Origin of the sequence: Pandoraea sp., assembly GCF_041919235.1 — a bacterium.
In the GTDB taxonomy this organism is placed as follows: domain Bacteria; phylum Pseudomonadota; class Gammaproteobacteria; order Burkholderiales; family Burkholderiaceae; genus Pandoraea.
Genome location: NZ_JAYRUC010000010.1, coordinates 12,223 through 34,090, shown reverse-complemented (window position 1 = coordinate 34,090; position 21,868 = coordinate 12,223). Strand labels below are relative to the sequence as shown.

21 protein-coding genes, 1 tRNA gene and 1 pseudogene are annotated in these 21,868 nt (G+C 64.1%); 14 read left to right on the top strand and 9 right to left on the bottom strand.

Annotated features, from left to right (window positions below):
- Window positions 1-35: 35 nt before the first annotated feature.
- Window positions 36-1,667, bottom strand: a complete 1,632-nt coding sequence (locus tag ACE3UG_RS09940) for a PLP-dependent aminotransferase family protein (protein ID WP_374622979.1) — start codon at window positions 1,665-1,667, stop codon at window positions 36-38.
- Window positions 1,668-1,844: 177 nt separating this feature from the next.
- Between ACE3UG_RS09940 and ACE3UG_RS09935 the strand changes: the two genes are divergently transcribed.
- Window positions 1,845-2,315, top strand: a complete 471-nt coding sequence (locus ACE3UG_RS09935; RefSeq protein ID WP_374622976.1) for a hypothetical protein — start codon at window positions 1,845-1,847, stop codon at window positions 2,313-2,315.
- Between the two features lie 254 nt (window positions 2,316-2,569).
- Here ACE3UG_RS09935 and ACE3UG_RS09930 read toward each other — a convergent pair whose 3' ends face one another.
- Complete coding sequence (locus ACE3UG_RS09930) at window positions 2,570-3,067, bottom strand: glutathione peroxidase (protein WP_374622974.1); 498 nt, start codon at window positions 3,065-3,067, stop codon at window positions 2,570-2,572.
- Between the two features lie 448 nt (window positions 3,068-3,515).
- On the opposite strand from ACE3UG_RS09930, the gene ACE3UG_RS09925 reads away from it, so the two are divergent.
- Together ACE3UG_RS09925 and proC are read left to right on the top strand one after the other, a co-directional pair.
- Window positions 3,516-4,229, top strand: coding sequence for a YggS family pyridoxal phosphate-dependent enzyme (locus ACE3UG_RS09925; protein WP_374622972.1), 714 nt, complete (start codon window positions 3,516-3,518; stop codon window positions 4,227-4,229).
- A 147-nt stretch (window positions 4,230-4,376) separates the two neighbouring features.
- Window positions 4,377-5,189: a pyrroline-5-carboxylate reductase gene (gene proC / locus ACE3UG_RS09920; protein ID WP_374622969.1), complete on the top strand. Its 813-nt coding sequence runs from the start codon at window positions 4,377-4,379 to the stop codon at window positions 5,187-5,189.
- Between the two features lie 171 nt (window positions 5,190-5,360).
- Here the strand turns inward: proC and ubiA are convergent, their stop codons facing one another.
- The 6 genes from ubiA to ACE3UG_RS09890 all read right to left on the bottom strand — a co-directional run bounded on the left by ubiA (window position 5,361) and on the right by ACE3UG_RS09890 (window position 10,591).
- A complete protein-coding gene (gene ubiA / locus ACE3UG_RS09915; protein ID WP_374622967.1) occupies window positions 5,361-6,233 on the bottom strand; it encodes a 4-hydroxybenzoate octaprenyltransferase in 873 nt (290 codons plus the stop codon).
- A 76-nt stretch (window positions 6,234-6,309) separates the two neighbouring features.
- Window positions 6,310-7,653 (bottom strand): 4Fe-4S binding protein, encoded by a 1,344-nt coding sequence (locus tag ACE3UG_RS09910; RefSeq protein ID WP_374623272.1) that lies wholly within the window; start codon window positions 7,651-7,653, stop codon window positions 6,310-6,312.
- A gap of 210 nt (window positions 7,654-7,863) precedes the next feature.
- Complete coding sequence (locus ACE3UG_RS09905) at window positions 7,864-8,700, bottom strand: FTR1 family protein (RefSeq protein WP_374622965.1); 837 nt, start codon at window positions 8,698-8,700, stop codon at window positions 7,864-7,866.
- 58 nt (window positions 8,701-8,758) lie between these two features.
- Window positions 8,759-9,079, bottom strand: coding sequence for a cupredoxin domain-containing protein (locus ACE3UG_RS09900; protein ID WP_374623269.1), 321 nt, complete (start codon window positions 9,077-9,079; stop codon window positions 8,759-8,761).
- 100 nt (window positions 9,080-9,179) lie between these two features.
- Complete coding sequence (locus ACE3UG_RS09895) at window positions 9,180-9,803, bottom strand: iron transporter (RefSeq protein WP_374622962.1); 624 nt, start codon at window positions 9,801-9,803, stop codon at window positions 9,180-9,182.
- 326 nt (window positions 9,804-10,129) lie between these two features.
- Window positions 10,130-10,591, bottom strand: coding sequence for an Lrp/AsnC family transcriptional regulator (locus tag ACE3UG_RS09890; protein WP_374622959.1), 462 nt, complete (start codon window positions 10,589-10,591; stop codon window positions 10,130-10,132).
- A gap of 396 nt (window positions 10,592-10,987) precedes the next feature.
- On the opposite strand from ACE3UG_RS09890, the pseudogene ACE3UG_RS09885 reads away from it, so the two are divergent.
- From ACE3UG_RS09885 to ACE3UG_RS09850, 8 genes and pseudogenes are all read left to right on the top strand, one after another.
- Window positions 10,988-11,683: pseudogene (locus tag ACE3UG_RS09885) on the top strand (amino acid ABC transporter permease); the annotation flags it as partial.
- A 290-nt stretch (window positions 11,684-11,973) separates the two neighbouring features.
- A complete protein-coding gene (locus ACE3UG_RS09880; protein ID WP_374622956.1) occupies window positions 11,974-12,627 on the top strand; it encodes an amino acid ABC transporter permease in 654 nt (217 codons plus the stop codon).
- Window positions 12,611-13,339, top strand: a complete 729-nt coding sequence (locus tag ACE3UG_RS09875) for an amino acid ABC transporter ATP-binding protein (RefSeq protein WP_374622953.1) — start codon at window positions 12,611-12,613, stop codon at window positions 13,337-13,339. Before ACE3UG_RS09880 ends, ACE3UG_RS09875 begins: the two co-directional genes overlap by 17 nt.
- A 47-nt stretch (window positions 13,340-13,386) precedes the next feature.
- Entirely contained in the window at window positions 13,387-14,184 is a 798-nt protein-coding gene (locus tag ACE3UG_RS09870; protein WP_374622950.1) for a transporter substrate-binding domain-containing protein, read from the top strand.
- Between the two features lie 321 nt (window positions 14,185-14,505).
- Entirely contained in the window at window positions 14,506-14,934 is a 429-nt protein-coding gene (locus ACE3UG_RS09865; RefSeq protein ID WP_374622947.1) for a cytochrome c family protein, read from the top strand.
- A gap of 124 nt (window positions 14,935-15,058) precedes the next feature.
- A complete protein-coding gene (locus ACE3UG_RS09860; protein WP_374622944.1) occupies window positions 15,059-15,901 on the top strand; it encodes a MurR/RpiR family transcriptional regulator in 843 nt (280 codons plus the stop codon).
- A gap of 170 nt (window positions 15,902-16,071) precedes the next feature.
- Window positions 16,072-17,502 carry an MFS transporter gene (locus tag ACE3UG_RS09855; RefSeq protein WP_374623266.1) on the top strand — a complete coding sequence of 477 codons (1,431 nt, stop codon included), beginning with the start codon at window positions 16,072-16,074 and terminating at the stop codon, window positions 17,500-17,502.
- 22 nt (window positions 17,503-17,524) lie between these two features.
- Window positions 17,525-18,187 carry an aspartate/glutamate racemase family protein gene (locus ACE3UG_RS09850; protein ID WP_374622941.1) on the top strand — a complete coding sequence of 221 codons (663 nt, stop codon included), beginning with the start codon at window positions 17,525-17,527 and terminating at the stop codon, window positions 18,185-18,187.
- A 470-nt stretch (window positions 18,188-18,657) separates the two neighbouring features.
- Here ACE3UG_RS09850 and ACE3UG_RS09845 read toward each other — a convergent pair.
- Window positions 18,658-18,742: transfer RNA gene (locus ACE3UG_RS09845), tRNA-Leu, on the bottom strand.
- Window positions 18,743-18,833: 91 nt separating this feature from the next.
- Between ACE3UG_RS09845 and ACE3UG_RS09840 the strand changes: the two genes are divergently transcribed.
- The 3 genes from ACE3UG_RS09840 (at window position 18,834) to egtD (ending at window position 21,575) form a co-directional block, all read left to right on the top strand.
- Window positions 18,834-19,037, top strand: coding sequence for a hypothetical protein (locus ACE3UG_RS09840; protein WP_017232965.1), 204 nt, complete (start codon window positions 18,834-18,836; stop codon window positions 19,035-19,037).
- A gap of 229 nt (window positions 19,038-19,266) precedes the next feature.
- Window positions 19,267-20,586: an ergothioneine biosynthesis protein EgtB gene (gene egtB, locus ACE3UG_RS09835; protein WP_374622937.1), complete on the top strand. Its 1,320-nt coding sequence runs from the start codon at window positions 19,267-19,269 to the stop codon at window positions 20,584-20,586.
- Window positions 20,586-21,575, top strand: coding sequence for an L-histidine N(alpha)-methyltransferase (gene egtD, locus ACE3UG_RS09830; RefSeq protein ID WP_374622935.1), 990 nt, complete (start codon window positions 20,586-20,588; stop codon window positions 21,573-21,575). Before egtB ends, egtD begins: the two co-directional genes overlap by 1 nt.
- Window positions 21,576-21,868 lie beyond the last annotated feature (293 nt).

Below are 21,868 nucleotides of genomic sequence, written 5' to 3'. Positions count from 1 at the left end.
TCCGCGCCAAACACCGGCCCCCGCGAACTGGCGGCTCAACGCGATTCGTCCAGCAAACGCACGACCTCCGACGCGAGGGTGCGAACCGCCTTGTCGATTTCACGCGTGAACGGCTGCCCACCATTGATGCGCAGGAAGTGGTCGTAACGTGCCGAATTGGAGAAAAGACTGCCCGGTGCAACGCGAATCCCCTTCGCGAGCGCGGCATCGAACAGTTGCTCCGAACTGACGCCGCCGGGCATTTCCACCCAAAGACTCAAGCCGCCAGCGGGCTGCGTCAGGCGGGTACCCGCCGGGAAGTAGGTCGCAATCGCTTCGGCCATCGCCGCGCGATGCTCGCGCAACTGGGCGCGCAGATGACGCAGGTGACGATCGTAGCGGGGAGAGTCGATGAACTCGCCCATCGCGATTTGCGCGAGCGCTTCATTGGGGCGTGTCTGCGCGTACTTCAGCATCTCCACGCGCCACTGCCATTTGCCACCGGCGATCCAGCCGAGCCGCATGCCCGGCGCCAGCGTCTTGTGCAGCGATGCACAGTGAATCACGTTGCCGGTCGTGTCCCATGACCGGATGGCGGCGGGGATATTGCCGTCGTCGCCCAGCGCCGAATAGGTGTCGTCTTCGATGATCGCCATGCCGCGCGACGCCGCCCATTTCACGAGCCTCGCCTTGTGCGCGTCCGGCATCACCGACCCGAGCGGATTCTGGAAATGCGGCACAACGATGACCGCCTTGATGTTGTCGTAGGTTTCGCTCGCCAATTCCAGCGCTTCAAGCGAGATTCCCGTCTGCGGACTCGTGGGAATTTCGAGCGCTCGTATGCCCATGCTCTCCAGCGTTTGCAGCAGCGCGTAGTAGGTGGGCGACTCGACGGCAACCACGTCACCCACAGTGGCCACCGCCCGCAGCGCAAGATTGATCGCCTCGATGCAACCGTGCGTGACGACGATCTCCTCGGGATGAATGTTCATGCGCGCTTCCAACGCTCGACGGGCAATGGCAGCGCGAAAACGGGCCTCGCCGCCGCCGGGCGGCGGTGTGCCATAGAGCAGCGGGTTATCGCGCAACGCCCGAAGCGTGGCCTGACGCAGCGCGTTGACCGGATAGAGCGACGCCGCGCCGTGGGCGACCGCGAAATTGATTTTGACGTCGGCCTGAAGGCCTCGCGCGAGGATCGACGATACGCGCTGATTGATGCCGACGTATTGCCTCAGGTCCGGCACCCACGGACGCGGTTCAGCCACGGGTACCAGGCTGGCCCGCGCAGGCGCGCGTACGAAATAGCCCGAACGCGGACGTGCCTCAAGCACGCCCTGCGCCTCGAGATGACGGCACGCGTGCAATGCGGTCGAGAGGCTGATCTGGTGCCGATCCATCAATGTGCGCACGCTTGGCATACGCTCGCCCGGCGTGAGCGTGCCCGCCTCGATGGCCTGACGGTAATGATCGGCAAGTTGCCGATACAACGGCGTGCGATCCCGCGAGGCCCCATCGGGCGATGTCGCCGGATCGGTCGCATCGGTCGCATCGGTCGCATCGGTCGCATCGGTCGCATCGGTCGCATCGGTCGGATCGGTCGGATCGGTCGGATCGGTCGGATCGGTCGGATCAGGCGGGACTGGCCGCGTGGCGTCCGAAGTCGCGAGAGGAAGAGTGACGGCATTCATGCGCAGATGATCGTCCATTGCACGCGACCATAACAGATACAGATACATTGAATTGGCATCGTAACAGACCGCCAGACGCCGTTCTGTACCGAACGAAACGATGCCATTGTGTGCCTACCGGGGCCACTCGCGGGTCGATACGCTGTATTGCATCTCATCAACGCCCCGGAGCCCGCCATGATAAAGCCCCCCTCGCCCGCGCTGTCCCCTGATTCCATGCGTGTGCGCCATCGCGGCGATGCCGGGGCGTCGCAAACGCGCGTTGCCCAGCCCTGGGTGCGGGCTCACCCTGAAGATGCGGGAGGCGACGCGCCTGGCATCCTGCCGTCGCCGTCGTCGATTACGCTGACACGCGGGCAATCGTTTCACGCCTATGTGAGTCGCGGCACGGTGTTTCATGTACAGCAAGGGTGCGCCGTCCTCGGCCTCGCACCGCGTTGGCTGTCGGCGAGCGTCTGGCGAGATGTCGTGTCGCTGGCAGCGGGTCAGGTCCGTGTGGTCGAGACGCCCGGCTGGATGACGCTGACCAGCGACGCCGGGGCCCGGATTGCGCTGCGCGAAAGCACAGGCGATGCCCGCCACCGTGCAGGGTGGCGGGCGCACGCTACCGGTCGCTGGCAGCGCATCCGCGAGCGTTTCGGGTTTTGAGCCGTCTGCGCAACGGCGCGGCGCGGGCGGCTTCGTATGTCTGCGTATTGCGGCGTGCGCCGCATCTTCCTGCGTGCGGCTGCCTGCGCCCGTGGGCGCATGGATACGCCTGGATACGCCTGGACGCGCCCGGACGCGCCTTGATGCACCCGGATGCGCCTCGATGCGCCTCGACATGCCTGATAACGCCTGATAGCGCCTGATAGCGCCTGAATCTGGGGCAAGTGCGGCTTGGCCGGCCCGTGCGTGGCCAATCAAGCCGGTAGCAGTCGCTCGATGTCGGCGCGAAGTGTCTCGGGTTTCGCGGTCGGCGCATAGCGTGCTACCACGTGGCCCGTCGCATCGACGAGAAACTTCGTGAAATTCCATTTGATCGCCTTCGTGCCGAGCACACCGCGCTGTTCCTGCGTGAGGTATGCATAGAGCGGTGCGGCGTCCGGCCCTTTGACGTCGACCTTGGCGAACATCGGAAACGTCACGTGAAAGCGCAGATCGCAGAAGCTGCGAATTGCCTGTGCGTCGCCGGGTTCCTGCTTGCCGAACTGATTGCACGGGAACGCGAGAACTTCGAAGCCACGCGGGGCAAGTTGTTCGTAGAGCGTCTGCAGTCCGGCGTACTGCGGCGTGAAGCCGCATTCGCTTGCCGTGTTGACGATCAGCAGCACCTTGCCGCGGTATTGCGACAGGCTGACGGTCTCGCCCGCGAGGGTCTGGACGGAAAAATCGTAAATGTGCTGCGAATTCGCGCTCATCGCTGGCTCCCTGTGAATGTTTGCTTCGCGCAGTCTGCCACAAGCCGCGCGCCAAGGCCGCTCGATAGGCTTCGGACCACCGGACCGCCCGGCCACCGGCCACCGGCCACCGGCCACCCAGACATGGGACATGGGACATGGGTCATGGGTCATGGGTCATGGAGCGGGAAGCGGGAAGCGGGAAGCGGGAAGCGGGATGCGGGGAGCGGAGAGCAGGAAGCAGGAAGCAGGAAGCAGGGAGCAGGGAGCAGGGAGCAGGGAGCAGGGAGCATAGGGCTCGGGGCACAGAGTACAGTTCATGGCTCACGGGGCATTGGGCGGGTAGCACCTCGTTTTTTCCCGGGTAGCACCTCGAGTGCGGGCACGGCTATAATCATTGACCGGCACGACCTGTCAAACACACTCTCGCGCCACCGCCCTCGCCTCTCCTGACGCCCGAACCTGCCTCATGTCGACCATCGCCGCCCATCTCGACGACGTGCTTTCCCGGATTGACCGCGCCACCGCCGATGCCGGCCGACCGGCGGGCAGTGTGCGTTTGCTTGCGGTCTCGAAAACGTTCGGCGTCGATGCCGTGCGCGAAGCACTCGCGGCGGGTCAGCGGGCATTCGGCGAAAACTATGTCCAGGAGTCGCTCGACAAGATCGCCGCGCTTTCCGGCGACAGAGTCGACGGCGCACCGCTGGAGTGGCACTTCATCGGCCCGCTGCAGAGCAACAAGACGCGCCCGGTGGCGGAACATTTCGACTGGGTGCATTCGGTGGATCGCCTGAAGATCGCCGAACGTCTGAGCGCGCAGCGGCCAACGGACCTCCCGCCCCTGCAAGTCTGCCTGCAGGTCAATATCAGCGGCGAAGCAAGCAAGAGCGGCGTAACACCCGCCGACGTGCCCGCCGTCGCGCGCGCCATGGCGGCGCTGCCGAATCTGCAATTGCGCGGCCTCATGGCCGTCCCCGAACCCGAAAGCGATCCGGCTCGACAACGCGCGCCATTCAAGGCCTTGCGCGAATTGTTCGATGCCCTGCGCGCCGACGGTCTGGCGCTCGACACGCTCTCGATGGGCATGTCGGGCGATCTCGAAGCGGCGATTGCCGAGGGTGCGACAATGGTGCGCATCGGCACCGCGATTTTTGGTGCCCGCGATTACGGCGCCCGGGCCTGATGGCTGCGCGCATCGGTGGCGAGCGCAATGCCACGGCTCGCCGCAACACGCGATATCACGCGATATCACACGCAAACACGCGCAACCACGCAATAACGCAATAACGCGATAACGACGGTCACGACTCACGCAACGCAAAGGATGGTTATGAGAATTGCATTCATCGGCGGCGGCAACATGGCCAATGCCCTGATCGGCGGACTCGTCAAACGCGGCACGGCCCCGCGCGACATTCTCGCGATCGACGTCAACGAATCGACCCGCGACGGCCTCGTCAAGCAGTATGGCGTCGAGACCGCCAGCACCCCCAACGATCGACTGCGCGACTACGACACGCTCGTGCTGGCCGTGAAACCGCAAGTGCTCAAGGATGTCGCGCAGGCGCTCCAACCGCACCTGAACGGCCAACTGGTCATCAGCATTGCGGCGGGCATTCGGGCGTCTGATCTGGCGCGCTGGCTCGGCGGCCACAACCAGATCGTGCGCTGCATGCCGAACACGCCCGCCCTGATCGGCATGGGCATCACCGGTCTGGCCGCGCTCTCGGGGGTCGATTCCGACCAACGCAAGCGCGCCGAGAACGTGCTGGGCGCGGCGGGGCAGATCGTCTGGGTCGACAAGGAAAGCCAGCTCGATGGCGTAACCGCCATCTCCGGCAGCGGCCCCGCGTATGTGTTCTATTTCATCGAGGCGTTGGAGCAGGCCGCACGGGAATTGGGCTTTTCGCCGGAACAGGGACGCCAGTTGGCCGTCGCCACATTTACGGGTGCGTCGCAACTGGCGGCGCAGTCGAGCGAACCGGCGAGTGTGCTGCGTGAGCGTGTGACGTCCAAGGGCGGCACAACGTTTGCCGCGCTCAGCTCGTTCGAGCGCGACGCCGTCAAGGCGGCGATCGTGCGTGGCGTGCACGCGGCCAACACCCGCGCCAAAGAACTCGGCGACGAGTTGGGCGACGCCTGACCGCCCGACGATCGACACGATGCAATGACGAACGGCCCGCATGCGGGCCGCTTCTTTTCGACAGGCGCTCCGGCGCACGCTCGAGCTTGTCACTGCCCCCGTCACTGCACCCCGCCCCTGCACCTGTCCCGGCACCCGCCCCTGCGCCTACCCTGGCACCTACCTCTGCCCTTACGCCTGCGCGCTCAGCAGATAGTGGCCGACGATGCCCGCAAACACGGCGGCACCGAGCCAGTTGTTATGACGGAACGCGGCAAAACAAGACATGCGCTCGCGTCCGCGAATCAGGAAGTAATGGTAGATCGCGAAGCTGGCCGCCACTGCCATTCCCAGCCAAAACGGCCACCCGAAGCCGAGATACACGCCAACGCCCGCCTGTATGCCCAGCGCGCCCACGTAGCAGAGCATGACGGCCACCACGTCGAGGCGACCGAACGTGATCGCCGACGTCTTGATGCCGATCTTCAGGTCATCGTCGCGATCGACCATCGCGTATTCGGTGTCGTAGGCGACCGACCAGAATACATTCGAGAGCAACAGCACCCACGCGATCGTCGGCACCTGATTCTGCACCGCCGCGAAGGCCATCGGAATGCCGAACCCGAACGCCACGCCGAGATACGCCTGCGGAATCGCCAGAAAGCGCTTGGTGAACGGATAGGTACCGGCCACGAACAGCGCCGGAATCGAGAGCCACTTGGTCAGCGCGTTGAGCGGCAGAATCAGCAGAAAACTGGCGAGGGCGAGCGTCGCGGCCACGGCCACGGCCTCCCACGCGCGGATACGTCCCGACGTGATCGGGCGCTCCTTCGTACGTTTGACGAACTTGTCGAAGTCGCGATCGGCGTAATCGTTGATGGCGCACCCGGCCGAGCGCATCAGAAAGGTGCCGAGCGTGAAGATCGCGAGCAGCAGGAGGTCGGGATGCCCGTTCGATGCGATCCACAGCGCGGCGAGCGTCGGCCAGAGCAGCAGCACGGTGCCGATCGGCTTGTCGAGACGAACGAGGCGGAAATAGAGCGGAAGACGTTGGGCAAGCAACATGGGCGTCACATGGAAAGACTGGTGGGGACATTGTAGGCCACGGGCCACGGGCTCGCCAATCGCCGCGCCCGCGCCGTCACCAGATCCAGAACATGAGGAGCCAGAGCCAGTTGACCAGCGCCAGCGCCGCCACGACACCGGCCATTCCGGCCAGACGCCGTCCCAGCGAGCGTGCATGACGTCCGGTCACCCGCCAGCCCAGCCACAGACTCCACAACGTAGTCGCGGCGAGCAGGGCCGCGCGCACATCGTTCGCCCAGTACACCGGCAGGTGCTCGGCGCGCAGCAGGCTGATCGTGGTGGCCGACAGACCGATGAACACCCCCGCCCCGGCGATCGGAATCAGCGACTGCGCCAGATGATTGAAGCGCGACGTCTGCCACGGCCCCATCGCCCGGTTGGCCAAAGCGAAGATGATCGTGAAGGCCAAGCCCAGCAACAGCCCGTTGCCCAGGATGTACGTGACGACCATGCCGCCGTCGAGCCATGAGAAAACGTCGCTCTGCTCGGGGTAGTTGGTGAAAACGAACCACGGCGCGTTCGTCTCGAATGGCCACATGATGTTGCGATCGATGAGCCAGGTGGCCAGCGCCGTCTTGGTCGCAACGAACCACGGGTTCACCGTCCAGTGGAACGCGCCGATGGCCACGCCGAGCAGGCCGTACATGAGAAGCACGCTGTCCCACACACTATTGTTCTCGGTCGCGCCGAACTTAACGATTTCGTCGCTCGGTGAGCGGCCCGCGAGCGCGATGGCGTCGCGATGTCCGGCGCAGCGGCCACACATATGGCACTGCGCGCCGCCCTTCATATTGCGCAGCGGCACGAGCGGCGCGCAGTTGATCGGAATGATCTTGCGGCCGTTGGTGTGGTACGACCGACGCCAGGCGTCTTCGTCGACCTTGAAGTGAAACGGCGCCAGACGCGCCAGCAACGAAAACACACCGTTGACCGGGCACAGATACTTGCACCACACGCGCTTGTCGCGTCCGTAGAAATAGCCGATGACCATCGCACCGACGGTCGACCCGCCCAGCACCAGCAGCACCGCCTTCGGATATTGGTAGACGCTGACCATCTGGCCGTAAAGCGTGGTGCCGGCAAAGGCCACGAATGGCCAACCGCCCCAGCGCATCCAGCGCGGAATGGCGCGCCCGCGTCCATGACGGCTCGCAAATTCCGAAAGCGTGCCCTCCGGACACAGCACGCCGCACCAGACGCGGCCCATCAGCACCATGCTGATGAGCACGAACGGCCACCAGATGCCCCAGAACGTGAATTGCGCGAAAACGGTGAGGTTGTTGAGGATGTGTGCCGTCTCGTCGGGCAACGGCAACATCACCGGCACACCAATGAGAAACGCATAGACGAGCACGACGCCCCACTGCACGCCACGTATGAGCTTGCCGTGGCGTTGCATCCAAAGGCCCAATCGGGCCAGTCGGTTCGGGACAGGTATGGCGATACTCATGCTCAACTCGTACGTCGGGGGGACGACCTTGCCGGGCTGACGATACGCGTCGCGTCGGTAGGTCTCGGGGTGCCGGAACGCGCGCGGCTGTGTGGCGCCTTACAGCGCACTGGCGAGGCTTTCGTTGCCCGGTGCGCACCGCCCCACGCCCGCGTTCATTCAGGCGGGCTTGACCTGCTTGGCGGGGGTGTCGGCCCGCCTGAGCAGCGCCCAGATAAACAGCCAGTACACGGCGTACACCAGCAGATTCATGCCGGCCGGATGCGCACGGTAGCCGGTCAGCGTGGCGACGAGACTGCCGAACGGGCTGGCGTCGTCGAGCACCGCGGAGGTGTCCCACAATTGATCGACCAATGTCGGCACGATCTCGAGCGAGATCAGACGATCGAGTCCTGACTCAAGCAAGCCCGCCGCCAGGAACAGCAGCATGATTTCGGTGACGCGGAAGAACAGGCGCCACGAGAAGATCTTTCCGCCCAGTTGCAGCAGCCAGAATGTCAGGAGCGCCAACGCGAAACCGATCAGCACCGCGAGCCACATCGACGGCGGCACGCTGCCCTGCTGGCCGAAGCCGATGCCGTACAGAAAAATGGCCGTCTCGCTGCCTTCGCGGGCGATGGCCAGCGCCACCAGCACGAGCACCCCCCACCACGTGCCCTGATCCTGATTCTTTTGCAGCGACGATTCCATGTCGCGCTTGAGCGTTCGCCCGTGCCGCTTCATCCAGAAGACCATCTGTACGATCAGCACACAGGCGATCAGCACCATGGCGGTCTGGAAGTAATCCTGCGCGTCGCCCGAGAGCACCTCGGTAAAGCCGACGAGCGCCGCGCCCAGCCCGACAGCCGCCGCAATCCCCAGTGCGACACCGGCCCACAGATAGGGAAGCCCGCGCTTGGCGCCGTGCTCCGGGTTGGCCAGCCAGGCGTGGAGAATACCGACTACCAGCAATGCCTCGACGCTCTCGCGCCAGACGATGAACATGACCTGACCCATCGCGTGATTCCTCTTGTGAAGCGTGTCTTACCGTGTGTCCGAAACAACGTCCGCAGGCTCACTTGGCGACGATCACGCCTTGCGCCTGCTGGTGGAAATCGTCGAAAAACTTGTACTCGCCCGGCTGCAACGGGGCGATCACCACGAACGACTGCGCGCCCGGTGCGAGCACCTTTTCCTTGCGCAATTGCAGACTTTCGAATTCGACCGCATTCGTTCCGGTGTTGTGCACCTCGATCTTGATGCGCTTACCGGCCGGGACTTCGATACGCGCCGGATTGAGCTTGCCGTTGTTCATTTCCAGCCTGAAGGTCGGCAATTCGTCGGCACGAGCAAGCGTCGGGCCGACGAGCACCGACCACGTCGCCATCACAGCCATCACCGTGGCCAGCAGGCGCGCGATGCGTTGATTCATCCTTTTGCTCCAAACGAAACCGGCGCTGACCCACAGGCCAACGCCGTATCACGATCGGGCAGGCTTAGTAGCCGCCCTTCTTGCCAATGCCCGAGAAAGTGAAGTCGACTTCCTTGGTGATCGGCTTGAACCACGGACCCACGCCGGTTTCCTTGTCGACGTGACGGCCGAAGCACCACGGTCCCATCCCGCCATGCGCCGCGTGGGCGCCCGCGGCCGGTGCACCGCCCATCTTGCAGCCGAATTCCTGCAGCGTGCCCGGTGCGTTGACGACCATCGTCAGGCGGTACTTGCCGACCCCCGCCAACTTCACGTTGTCACCGTAGTGCGGACCGTCGCTCGCAACCATCGGCATCATCAAGCCTTCCACGGCAGCGCCGTCCGGGGTCTTGCCGTCGCTCTTCATCTTTTGCAACTTGTACGTGATTTCCAGCCCTGGAATCCAGTCACCCTCGGCGTAACCGTTCGGGTTCTTGGCAATCGCGTGAATGTCCGCTTCGAGGTGGATGTCCGACTTCGCGGCGTCGCGCATCATGCCGGCCGGTTCCATCGTGACCGGCTGGAGATACACCGTGTTGATTTCCATGCCCGCTACATTCAGCGGCTTACCGATGGGGAACTCGGCGGCCTGAGCCAGGGTGGCGACACCGGCAAGCAACACCGCTGCCACGAGGGATTTCACACGCATACGCACTCCAGATTGACGAAGAAGTTAATGCAAACAATTCTCAGTAATTTTAGCACTATCGCCATCGGCAGACAAACCTGCGGCCGCACGGCAACACGGCGATCAACGGGAAATTTGCGTGTCGCGCGAGCGCTGGCGGGACGCGGCGCGATTCTTAGAAGCCGGTTACGGAAAATTACCGCGCATCGAATCGAACGATTTACCGCAGACGCTGGGCCAGTGCGTACGCGTGCGCTGCGGGCGCTGCGAGCGTCGAGCCTCCCGGGCCGCACCGCGGCGGCGACGCACCGGGGGCACCAGGGGACACCGGACGGACAGGGGGATGCTCAGGGCAGTACGCCGCCCCGGTCGATCTTGCGGGCGAGTACCACCGACGTGGTCGTCCGGGTCACGCCGTCGATCTCGCCGATGGTGTCGAGCAGCCCGTCGAGCTGGTCTGCCGAAGCAGCATGCAGCCACGCCACGTAGTCGAACTCACCGCTGACGGTGCACAACAGGTGAATCTCGGGCATCTTGTTCAGGCGCCGCAGTACGTCGCGCCCTGAACGCGGCTGCACGCTGATGCCTACGCAGGCTTGCAGCCCGCCACCGGCGGCGTCCTGCCCAAGTCGCACCGTATAGCCGGCGATGACGCCAGCATGCTCGAGCCGCCCGAGGCGGGCGACCACGGTCGTGCGCGCCACGCCCAACCGGCGCGCCAGATTGGCCGTGCTCTCGCGCGCGTTCACCCGCAGCAGCGCGAGCAGGTTACGGTCGAGTTCGTCGAGTGCGGTCGAAGACAGCGTCATCAGGTTTCGCCTTGGTTATCACAGTCGTAATCGGCAAGCGCGATTATAGAACCCCGGCCTCATGCCGCGCGCCCCCCCTCCTTTCAACCTCAAGAGATACGATGACAAGGGTCCGGAAACAGGCGCCATCAACCCGTCGTTGAGGTGTCCTCACGCAACCTTCAGCCCTCCATCCGGTGCGTCGGAACCCCCTTTGACCCTTGTGGCGTCAAGGGATAAGCCAAGGGTATCCCCCCAAGCCGCCGCTATTGACAACGCCAATCCACGGTGCGCAAAATCACATCACTTATATGACGACGTACAAGAAAGACTTGCCAAAGCGATTGCGGCGAACATCACCGCAACGGCACGACCTGGCGCGTCGGCCCCGAACGTCACCGGAGACAGGCGTCAGCCATGCATTTCTCGTTGAATTTCGCCCCACTGGTGCCCTACTGGCCAGTTTTCCTTGACGGCGCCTGGCTCACGCTGAGGATGACCTTGCTCGCCGTCGTCATCGGTACCGTCGTCGGCACGCTCGTGGCCTTCGCCAAGCGCAGCCGCCACCGCTGGCTGTCCCGGCTTTGCAGTCTCTATATCGAATCGGTTCGCAACACGCCGTTTCTCGTCCAGATCTTTCTGCTGTATTTCGGACTAGCCAGCGTAGGCGTGCACATGCCGACGTTTGCTGCGTCGGTCATTGCGATGGTGATCAACATCGGCGCGTACGCGGCGGAGATCATCCGCGCGGGGCTCGAATCGGTGCCGCGCGGTCAGATCGAGGCGGCCGAGTGCCTGGGGCTATCGAAATGGCGCATCGCGTGGCACGTCATGCTGCAGCCGTCGATCGAGAAGGTGTATCCGGCCCTCACCACCCAGTTCATTCTGATGATGCAGGCGTCCGCCATGGCCTCGCAGATCTCCGCCGAAGAACTGACGGCCGTGGCGAACACCGTGCAATCGGACACGTTCCGCTCGCTCGAGACGTACATCGTCGTGGCGGCGCTCTATCTTTGCCTCTCGCTGCTGGTGAAGCTCGTGGCGTGGGCGGCAGGCGAGTACTTCTTCAAGCGCCGCCGTATCGTACGACGCGCTGCGGCGCAGACCGCCCAGGCAGCGCGGCGCCGTGCCACCGCCGCGCGCACCGCCCAGTTGAATGCCTCGAAGGCCGCGGGCGTACCGGGCGTACCGGGCGTACCGGGCGTACCGGGCGTACCGGGCGTACCGGGCGTACCGGGCGTATCGAGCGTATCGAGCGTATCGAGCGTATCGAGCGTATCGAGCGTATCGAGCGTATCGAGCGCATCGAGCGCATCGGGCTCGGGCATATCCGGCATATCGGGCACGCCGGCCGCATCGGGCTCGGGCATATCGGGCAATAACGCCGCGCAACGGAGCACCTCATGATCGGCAACTTCTCCTGGACCTATTTGGGTTACTTGGTGCAGTCCATCGGCTGGACGCTCGTGCTCTCGCTCATCGCGTTCGTACTCGGCAGTGCGGGTGGCTTTCTCGTGATGCTCGGGCGCATCTCGCCGCGCCGCTGGCTGCGTCTGCCGGTACAGGTATTCATCGAAGCGATCCAGGGCATTCCGCTGCTGATTCTGCTTTTCATCGTCTACTTCGGCCTCTCGGTGTATGGCTTCGAGCTGCCCGCCATCGTGGCCGCCGCGCTCGCCCTGATGGTCTACACGAGCGCCTATCTGGGCGACATCTGGCGCGGTTGCGTCGAAGCGATGCCTCGGGCGCAGTGGGAGGCCGCAGAGTGCCTGTCGCTCTCGCGTTGGCAAACGCTGCGTCTGGTCATCATTCCGCAAGCGGTACGTCTGTCGCTGCCGCCGACCATCGGCTTTCTGGTGCAGATCATCAAGATGACGTCGCTCGCGTCGGTGATCGGATTCGTGGAGCTCACGCGCGCCGGACAGATCATCAACAACTCGATTTTCCAGCCCTTCCTCGTGTTCTCGCTGGTCGGGGCGTTTTATTTCGTGCTGTGCTACCCGCTCTCGCGCTGGAGCGCATCACTGGAGGACAAGCTCAATGTCGGCAATCGTTAAGGTCAACCAGATTCACAAGCGCTTCGGCGACAACCCGGTGCTCAAGGGCGTGTCGTTCGAGGTGGAGCGCGGCCAGATGGTCGCGGTCATCGGCGCGAGCGGCTCGGGCAAGAGTACGGCTCTGCGTTGCATCGACCGGCTCGAGACCATCGACGAGGGCTCCATCGAGGTGTGCGGCATTCGCGTGGAAGATCCGAAGATCGATCTGCATCAACTGCGCCGCGAAGTGGGCATCGTCTTCCAGAGCTACAACCTGTTTCCGCACCTGAGCGTTCGAGAGAACATCATGCTCGCGCTGCGCCACGTCAAGCGCATGGCGCGCGACGAAGCGCAGGACATCGCCAAGCGCGTGCTCGCCCAGGTGGGCCTCTCCGACAAGGCCGACAGCTATCCCGAGCAGCTCTCGGGCGGTCAGCAGCAACGCGTGGCCATTGCACGCTCACTCGCCATGTCGCCGAAGGTCATGCTGTTCGATGAAGTGACGTCCGCACTCGATCCGCAACTCACGGGCGAAGTGCTGCGCGTCATGGAAGACCTCGCAGCCGACGGCATGACGATGCTGCTGGTCACGCATGAGATGGCGTTCGCCAAACGCGTCGCCGACCAGATCATCTACATGCATCAGGGCAAGGTGTGGGAGGTCGGTCCGGGAGACATGCTCGACAACCCGCAAACGCCCGAGTTGCGAGCGTTTCTCGCCAACGGGCTGTAAGTCGCCAGGCAAGGCAACACAACACATCACTCCAAGGAGACCTTTGCATGAAACTCAAGACGTTCCTCACCCAGACCTGCGCCGCAGTCGTGCTCGGGGCGATGGCGCACGCCGCCCTCGCCGATCAGTTGGACGACATCAAGAAAGCGGGCAAGATTCGTGTCGCGATCGCCATGGGGACCCCCCTGTATTCGTACGCCGATGCCAACCTGCAACCGGCGGGCTCGGATGTCGATACGGCCAAGCTGCTGGCGCAGGATCTGGGCGTGAAGCTCGATATCGTGTCCGTGACAAACGCCGCGCGCGTGCCAACGCTGCAGGCAAACCGTGCCGATGTCGTGGTGGCCGATCTCGCGATCACGCCGGAGCGCGCCCAGGTGATCGACTTCTCGGTGCCTTACGCCGTCATCTCGATCATCGTCGGCGCACCCAAGAGCATGACCATCAAGGGTTACAGCGATCTGAACGGCAAGCGCATCGGCCTCACGCGCGCCACCGTCAACGATACGCTGACCACGCAGAACACGAAGGACGCCCAGATCGTGCGCTACGAAGACGACGCCACGCTCATCACGTCGATGGTGACCGGTCAGGTCGATATTTTCTCGAGCACGCCGTCGAACCTCGACGAGATGATCAAGCGCGCACCGGACAAGCACCTCGAACTCAAGTTCGAACAGAAGGAATTCAATCTCGGCATTGCGCTCAACAAAAATCAGCCGGCGCTCAAGGCGTGGATCAACAACTGGGTGAAAACCAATCTGAAAAACGGCAAGCTCAACGCGATCTACAAGAAGTATCACGGCCGCGATCTGCCGCAGAGCATCACGCAAGGCGCGGCGTAATACCGCGGTAGCCCGACTCGAACGGCCGTCGACGCCCCTGCGTTGGCGGCCGTTGCGTTTGGCGTCACACCCGACATGCGCCGCGTGAAGCACGCGTGCCATCGCTGCGACGCTCGCTCGCGCACCCCGCACGGCGACACCTCCCAGGCGCCCACGAGCGGTGCTCAAGAGACAGATGATTGGCATCGGAGAGGCGGCTCGATGTCTGCGCCCGCGACAGGATGTCGCAGCGTCGTCGCGCGCGAATCGCTGGCGGCGCACGACGGAAAGCGGTAAGTTAGCGCCTTGCCTTTCGACACGCTCCCGGCTGTGCGCCCGCCCATGATTGCCCTTACCGTCTTCCCGACCTCGTCCGCCCGTCCTCTGGCGTCCGCCGCCCGCATGCGACTCGCCGCCCTGATGGTCGCGCTCGCCTCGCTGGCGTCGAGCGCCCTTGCAGCAGGGGACATCGAATCGGGCAAGACCCTGTTTGCGGCGCGTTGTGCCTCGTGCCATTCGGTCGGGCCCATGGCGACGTCGGGCTTCGGCCCGCAGCTCAACGGCCTCGCCAACCGCCACGCGGGCAGTCTGACGGATTTCGATTACTCGACGGCGATGAAGCAGTCCGGCATCGTGTGGAACGACAGCACGCTGGCCGCTTTCATCGCCAATCCCGGCAAAACCGTGCCGGGGACGAAGATGCGCTTCTGGGGTATCGGCAACGCGCGCAAGGTCGACGACCTGATCGCCTACCTGCACACCTTCAAGTGACCTGAGGCGCTCGCCCGGTCCCGGCTTGCGCGCGATCGCAGCATCGCGACGGGCTCGTCGATTGCTATACTCCGTGGGCCCAGCGAACCCACTGAGGTTTCCGTCTCGTCATGAGGATTGAACGATGCCCAATACGCAACGCTCCTTTGTCGGACGCGTTCGCGCGCAACTCGGTACGTTGCCGGCAACCGAGCGTCGCCTTGCCGAATTCGCACTCGACTTCCCTGGCGACCTCGCCAGCTACACTGGCGCGGAACTCGCCGACCTTGCGGGCGTATCCAGGGCCACCGTGAGTCGTTTCGTGCGGCGGCTGGGTTACGAGAGTTTCGAGGCCGCACGCCGACACGTACGCGACGACAAGCAGACAGGCTCACCGCTGCTGCTCTCGGCATCCACGAAGGTGTCCGGGCAAAGTGCCGTTGAAGCGCACACGCGCCACGGCGTGCAGAATCTCACCGCCACCCTCGCGCGACTTCCCGATGCGCTGATCGACACGATCGCGCGCGCCATCGTCGACGCCCGCCAAGTCCTGGTATTCGGCTATCGCAGCAGTCAGGCATTCGCCAGCTATTTCCGCTGGCAGATACTGCAGGTCGCCGAGCGAACCCTTGCACTGCCAGGTCCGGGTGAAACCGTGGGCGAACACCTCGCAGGACTGAGCGCACAGGACATCGTCATTGTGTTCGGCTTGCGCCGGCGCGTGCCGCAAACGGACGCCATTCTCGACTATGCCGCGCGCGCCGGCGCTCGCGTGCTCTACCTCACCGACCAGCAAGCCCCCGACCATCCGGGCGCAACGTGGTCGATTCATTGCGAAACCAGCGCGCCGGGCGCGCTCGACAATCATGTCGCCGTTCTCGGTGTGTGCGGCCTGCTCGCCACACGTGTGCTCGAACGCGCCGGAAATCGCGGGCGCAAACGCCTGAGCACAATCGAGAGCGCGCACGACGCGATGGAAGAACTCTAGACGGCCTGCCGGCGCCGCTCGTCCCCGGCGCGAGTGCGGGGGGCGCAGTGAAACGGCAGTATCGCGCCAAAATGAAATTTTGATTTCTTGCATTTGATTATTTGAAATCCTAGGATCAACTCATCCCGGACGAGGCGACGGTCGCCATGTCCACACCCGGAGAGACGATCATGGTCGGCATGGCTGAATCCAACTCGGCGTTCGCAGGCTCCGCGCAGCTCGATCGCGCGCTCGACGACATCGGCGTCACATCGGCACACAAGACCATCATCGGCTTGATTCTGATCGGTTGCCTGTTCGACAGCTTCGAGCAGAACTCCATTGGTCTCATTGCGCCCATGTTGAAGCAACACTGGGGGCTTACCGCCACCGACATCGGACTGTTGAATACGGTAACGTTTGCGTCGGCGGCGATCGGCCGCCTTGTGTCGGGCTATATTGCCGATCGCTTCGGCCGGCGCGTGATGCTCACCGCGGACCTGTTGGTTTTCACGCTTGGCGCGATCATCTGCGCCCTCGCGCCTTCATTTCTGGTGCTGAACCTGGGCCGCGCAGTCGTCGGTTTCGGGCTGGGTGGCGAGATCGCCGTGGCCGTCACCATGCTGGCCGAATTTTGCTCGCAGAAGTTTCGTGGCACTGCCGTTGGACTCGTCAATGTGGGGGCGGGGGGAATCGGCAATTTTCTCGCGCCGGCGTTCGGTTTGCTTGTCTTCACGCTCTTTCCAGGACCCGACGGATGGCGCTGGCTGTTCGCGTGTCTCGTTCTGCCCGCGATGCTCGGCGTTTTCTACCGGCGCATCATCCCGGAAACGCCGAGATTTCTACTGTCCAAAGGACGGGTTCGCGAGACCAATGCCGTGCTCACGCGCCTCGCCAGCGGCAAGCTCACCGATCGTCATCAAACCACCACGCCGTACATCGCCGAGAATGTTCAGTTCAAGGCAACGCCCATCCGCGTCAACGTGCTCGACATCTTCCGCGGCAAACTATTGCGCCGCACGTCCTCGGTCGGCATCGCCATCTGGATGACCTACGGTGCACAGATTTCGGTGCTCACATTGATGCCCACCATGCTCGTCGCGCAAGGCTATACGATCACTCGCAGCCTGGTGTTCACGTTGATCATGCAGGGCGGCAGCGTTGCCGGTGCGCTCGCGGCGTCGCTGCTGGGCTATCACCTTCCCCGAAAGCGCGTGCTGAGCGCTGGCGCGGTACTCGCTTGCCTTGCCGCACTCGCGTTCGGGTTTCTTGCGAGCAACATCGCACTGATCCTGCTGTGCGGCGCGTTATTTCAATTCTTCGTGTTACTGCTGAACACGACGATCTGGATTTACGCCCCCGAGCTTTTCCCGACGCGCGTGCGCGCCTTCGGCACATCGTTCATCCTCGCCACAGGAACCGCGGCGGGGGCATTCATGCCGCTGGTCTCCGGTCGCCTCTTCGATCTGCAAGGCGTGGCCGGCGTGTTCGGTTTGATCGCGGTAATGTACGCGCTGTTCGCCACATGCATTCAGTTCGCCCCGGAAACGTATGGCCAAAAGCTCGACGAAACGCCGCTCGCGTCCGAGCACGTCTCCACGACCGTTCCAACCAACGTCTGAAACAACTGTATCGACCCAAGTTATGCGCGAAATTCTTCTGGTGAACCCGAACACGTCTGCCGAGACGACATCGATGATGGTCGACATCGCGCGGGCGGTGGCGCCGCCGGACTACCGGGTCAGCGGCGCCACCGCCGCGCGCGGTGTGCCGATGATCGTGAACGCCGAGCGGCTCGATGCGGCGGGCTACGAAGTCGTTCAAAGCTGGCGCAGCTACGTGGGCAAGGTCGATGGCGTTATCATCGGCGCGTTTGGCGACCCCGGCATTCATCGCTTGCGCAGTTTGGCGAAAACGCCTGTGGTGGGCATCTGCGAAGCATCCATCCTCGAAGCCTCGCAAGGCGACCGCCGCTTCGGCATCGCCACCGTCACTCCGGACCTGGTCGAACCGATCGACGCAAAGGTGCGCGAACTCGGGGTCGCGAACCGCTATACAGGCGTTCGATTGACGTGTGGCGACCCCCTGGCGCTCGCCGGCAATGCCCGCGCGTTGGAAGACGCGCTCGCCCATGCGGTAACCGAATGCGTGGAACGCGATGGCGCACAGGCCGTGGTGATCGGCGGCGGTCCGCTGGGACAAGCGGCAATCGGCCTGGCCAATCGCTTTTCGCTGCCGATCATCGCACCGATTCCCGCCGCTATGCGGCGTCTCGTCAAACTGCTGGCAAACGGCTCGACAATGTAGAAACGCGGTGTAAGCACGCGTCTGAATGAGCGCTCGCGCGCCGGGAGGAATACGCTAGATCGACAGGTGGCGAGCTTGCGAGCCAGCGTCTGCGCTACCGTCGTCTTTCCGGTGCCGGGCAGTCCCCCGAAGGCAATCGACATCTACGACGCTCCTCGCATGGAAAGTCAGATTCGATAGTCGCGGTATTGCCGCAATGGCCTATCGGGGGGGGGCCGAAGATCGGAACCACGACCGCGCTTGCCTGGAGGTGATTCGTCGCCGCATTGATCCGACGATTTATCATTGACGCACATTTGCGCAAGGCCGCCGGAATGCAATATTCGGGGAAAGTTCAGATGCGACCGCGAGTCGTCAGAACGCATCGGGAACGATCGGCGGCGGGCACGTTACTCGACAACGCGCGTCGCGCGGGATAGGGCAACCGCGCACAATGAGCGCGCTCGGCTCGATGGGGCGATAAGCCCAAGTGGTACCGGGGACCGGACTTGAACCGGCAAGCCCGAAGGCGGCGGATTTTAAGTCCGCTATGTTTACCAATTTCATCACCCCGGCAAGGGCACGCATTCTAACATCCCCACCGAGATACGTCAGTTGGGTATGATGAGGGTATCCACGCTCTGCGCGCGCCAACGGAGATCGATCCATGCTGGAGAATCTCGACCGCATCGCCCTGTCGCTAGACGCCATCGAAGCCGCCGCGCGCGACCTCGCCCTCCAATCCCCCCAAAACGCGCAGGCGCTTTATACCGCGCTGATGGAGATCCGCAACGCCATCGCGCTCGTCGCCCAGGAAGTCGTGCGCCTCGAACACGAACTCCACGGCCCCACCGGCAACGGGCAATCGTAATCGCCCCACGCCCCACCGCCGACCGGCAAGCTTGCCCCTGACACCCGCGCCCGCGCCATCGCCATCGCCGCCAGCATTCCTCCACGCCGGACCGGCGCGGCAACGGGGCGATGGGCCGGCGGGTCGACGTACGCCATTCCGTGCCCCGTGATCGTGACGAACCGTCACACACGTGGGGTGGGCAACCGGTCTACAATAGGCAACACGTTTCACAACACGGCGCGTCCCCATGGCCCTCCCCTGTTGTACGTCGCAAGCCGAGGCGCCCTCCGGCACCTCCCCCAACGCTCCCCGCTCACGCACCCCGCGCGACGGCCTATTGGGCCGCGCATCGACTGCGCCAGCGTCGCTGCACGACCGCTACGATGCCGTGCGCGCCGCCTCGGTCGCCTTTGCGCAAGGTCTGTCCGACGCCGACGCCACCGTGCAGTCGATGCCCGATGCAAGCCCGATCAAGTGGCATCTCGCCCACACCACCTGGTTTTTCGAAACATTCCTGCTGAGCGAGTCCGGCGGCCTGTCCGACAGTCATTACCGCCCCTACGATCCTCGTTTCGCCTATCTCTTCAATTCCTATTACGAAGCCGCCGGTCCGCGCCACCCACGCCCGCAACGCGGCTTGCTCACGCGCCCCACGCTCGATGAAGTGATGCGCTATCGCCGTCATGTCGACACCGCCATGCACGAGCGGCTCCTGCACGCCGATCTCCCGCCCGACGTCGGCGCACTCATCACCCTCGGTCTGCATCACGAAGAACAGCATCAGGAGCTGATGCACACCGATTTGCTGCACCTCTTCGCACAAAATCCGTTGCGTCCCGCACATCGCCAACCGCCATACCCCGACGAGATCGCCGCCGGACCGCTGCACTGGATTGCACACGACGGCGGACGATATCGCATCGGACACGAAGACGAGTCCCACGCGCACTTCGCCTTCGACTGTGAAATGCCTGCACACGATGTCTTGCTGCGTCCCTTCGCCATCGCCTCGCGCGTCGTGACGAACGGCGAGTGGCGCGCGTTTATCGAAGACGGCGGCTATCGCACGGCAGGACTCTGGTTATCCGACGGATGGGCGACGGTGCAGCGCGAGAGCTGGGGACATCCGCTGTACTGGGAATGCTGCGATGGCGATTGGCAAACGATGACGCTCTGCGGCATGCAACCCGTCGACGACGACGCCCCCGTGCGGCACGTCAGCTATTTCGAAGCCGACGCTTTCGCCCGGTGGGCAGGCAAACGTCTGCCAACGGAACAAGAGTGGGAAGTGGCGGCAAACCTCGCCTCGCCAACGCCCCAACCGATGGCACAACGCTTTGGCCCTGTCTGGCAATGGACGGCGAGCCCGTACGTCGCCTACCCGGGATTCCGGACCGCGGCCGGGGCCGTCGGCGAATACAACGGCAAGTTCATGTGCGGACAGTTCGTGCTGCGCGGCGGATCGCTCGCCACGCCGCCAGGGCATGCCCGCGCCACGTATCGCAACTTCTTTTATCCGCATCAGCGCTGGCAATTCTGCGGCCTGAGGCTCGCGGAGGATCGCTGATGTCGCAAGCCCCCCAGGCCAAAGCCACGGCATTCGTTTGTCCGTCACTGCCGGAGAACGCCTTCGCCGCCGACGTGCACGCCGGTCTCGGCCACACCCCGAAGACGCTGCCCAGCATCTGGCTCTACGACCGCCGCGGCAGCGAACTGTTCGAAGCCATCACTGGCCTCGACGAGTATTACCAGACCCGCACCGAGACGGCCCTGCTCGCTGAATGCGCCGCCGCCATCGCCGACGTCGTCGGCCCCGACGCCGTCGTCATCGAGTTCGGCAGCGGGTCGAGCCGCAAGACGCCGCTGCTGCTCGACGCCCTCGTCACTCCGCGCGCCTACGTGCCCGTCGACATTGCCGACGACTTCCTCGACGACGCCGTCGCCACGCTGGCCCGCCGCTGCCCCGGCATTCCGATGTTGCCGGTACGCGCCGACTTCACCCGGCCGTTTCTCCTGCCACCGCAGTTGCAGAGCACGCCAGGACCCCGCCTGGGCTTCTTTCCCGGTTCGACGATCGGCAATTTCACGCCCGGACAAGCCGCCGCATTTCTTGCGCACGTCGGCAAGATGCTCGGCCCGCACCGCCGGATGGTTGTCGGCGTGGACGCCTGCAAAGACCCCGCCGTGCTGTTGCCCGCCTATGACGACGCACGCGGCGTGACAGCGCAGTTCAATCTGAACGTGCTCGCGCGCATCAACCGCGAACTCGACGGCGACCTGCCGCTCGACGCCTTCCGCCACGAAGCCCGCTTCAATTCGGCGGCGAGCCGCATCGAGATGCATCTGGTCGCGCAGCGCACGTTCCACGCCTGCGTGCTGGGCCACCGCGTCGACTTCATGACGGGCGAGTCCATCCACACGGAGAACTCCTACAAATACGGTCAGACCGAATTCCGTGCGCTGGCCACCTCCGCCGGATGGGATGTCGAGCGCGCATGGCTCGACGCCCGTTCGCGCTTCGCCCTCTATTTGTTGCGCCCCGCCACCGGTCGCTGACCGAACGCGCGCCACGCGGAAATCACATCGGCACCGTCCGACGCTATCCGCCAGCCGCAGAGCGGTCGGTGCCGAGGCGCGCGTGCCGTCTCCACAAGGCATTGCGCAAAAATGCGCCCGGCTTCGCTAAAGTTTCGGCGCCGTTGTGCCGTTGATGCATGCAGACGCTTGCTGCCCGCCATGTGAATTGTGAATTTCGTGGAGGAACGGCGGGACGCGGCGAGTCACGCACGATGGATACGCTAGAATCGCCGCCATATACGCCACGGGATCACGCACACCGGACCATCGGC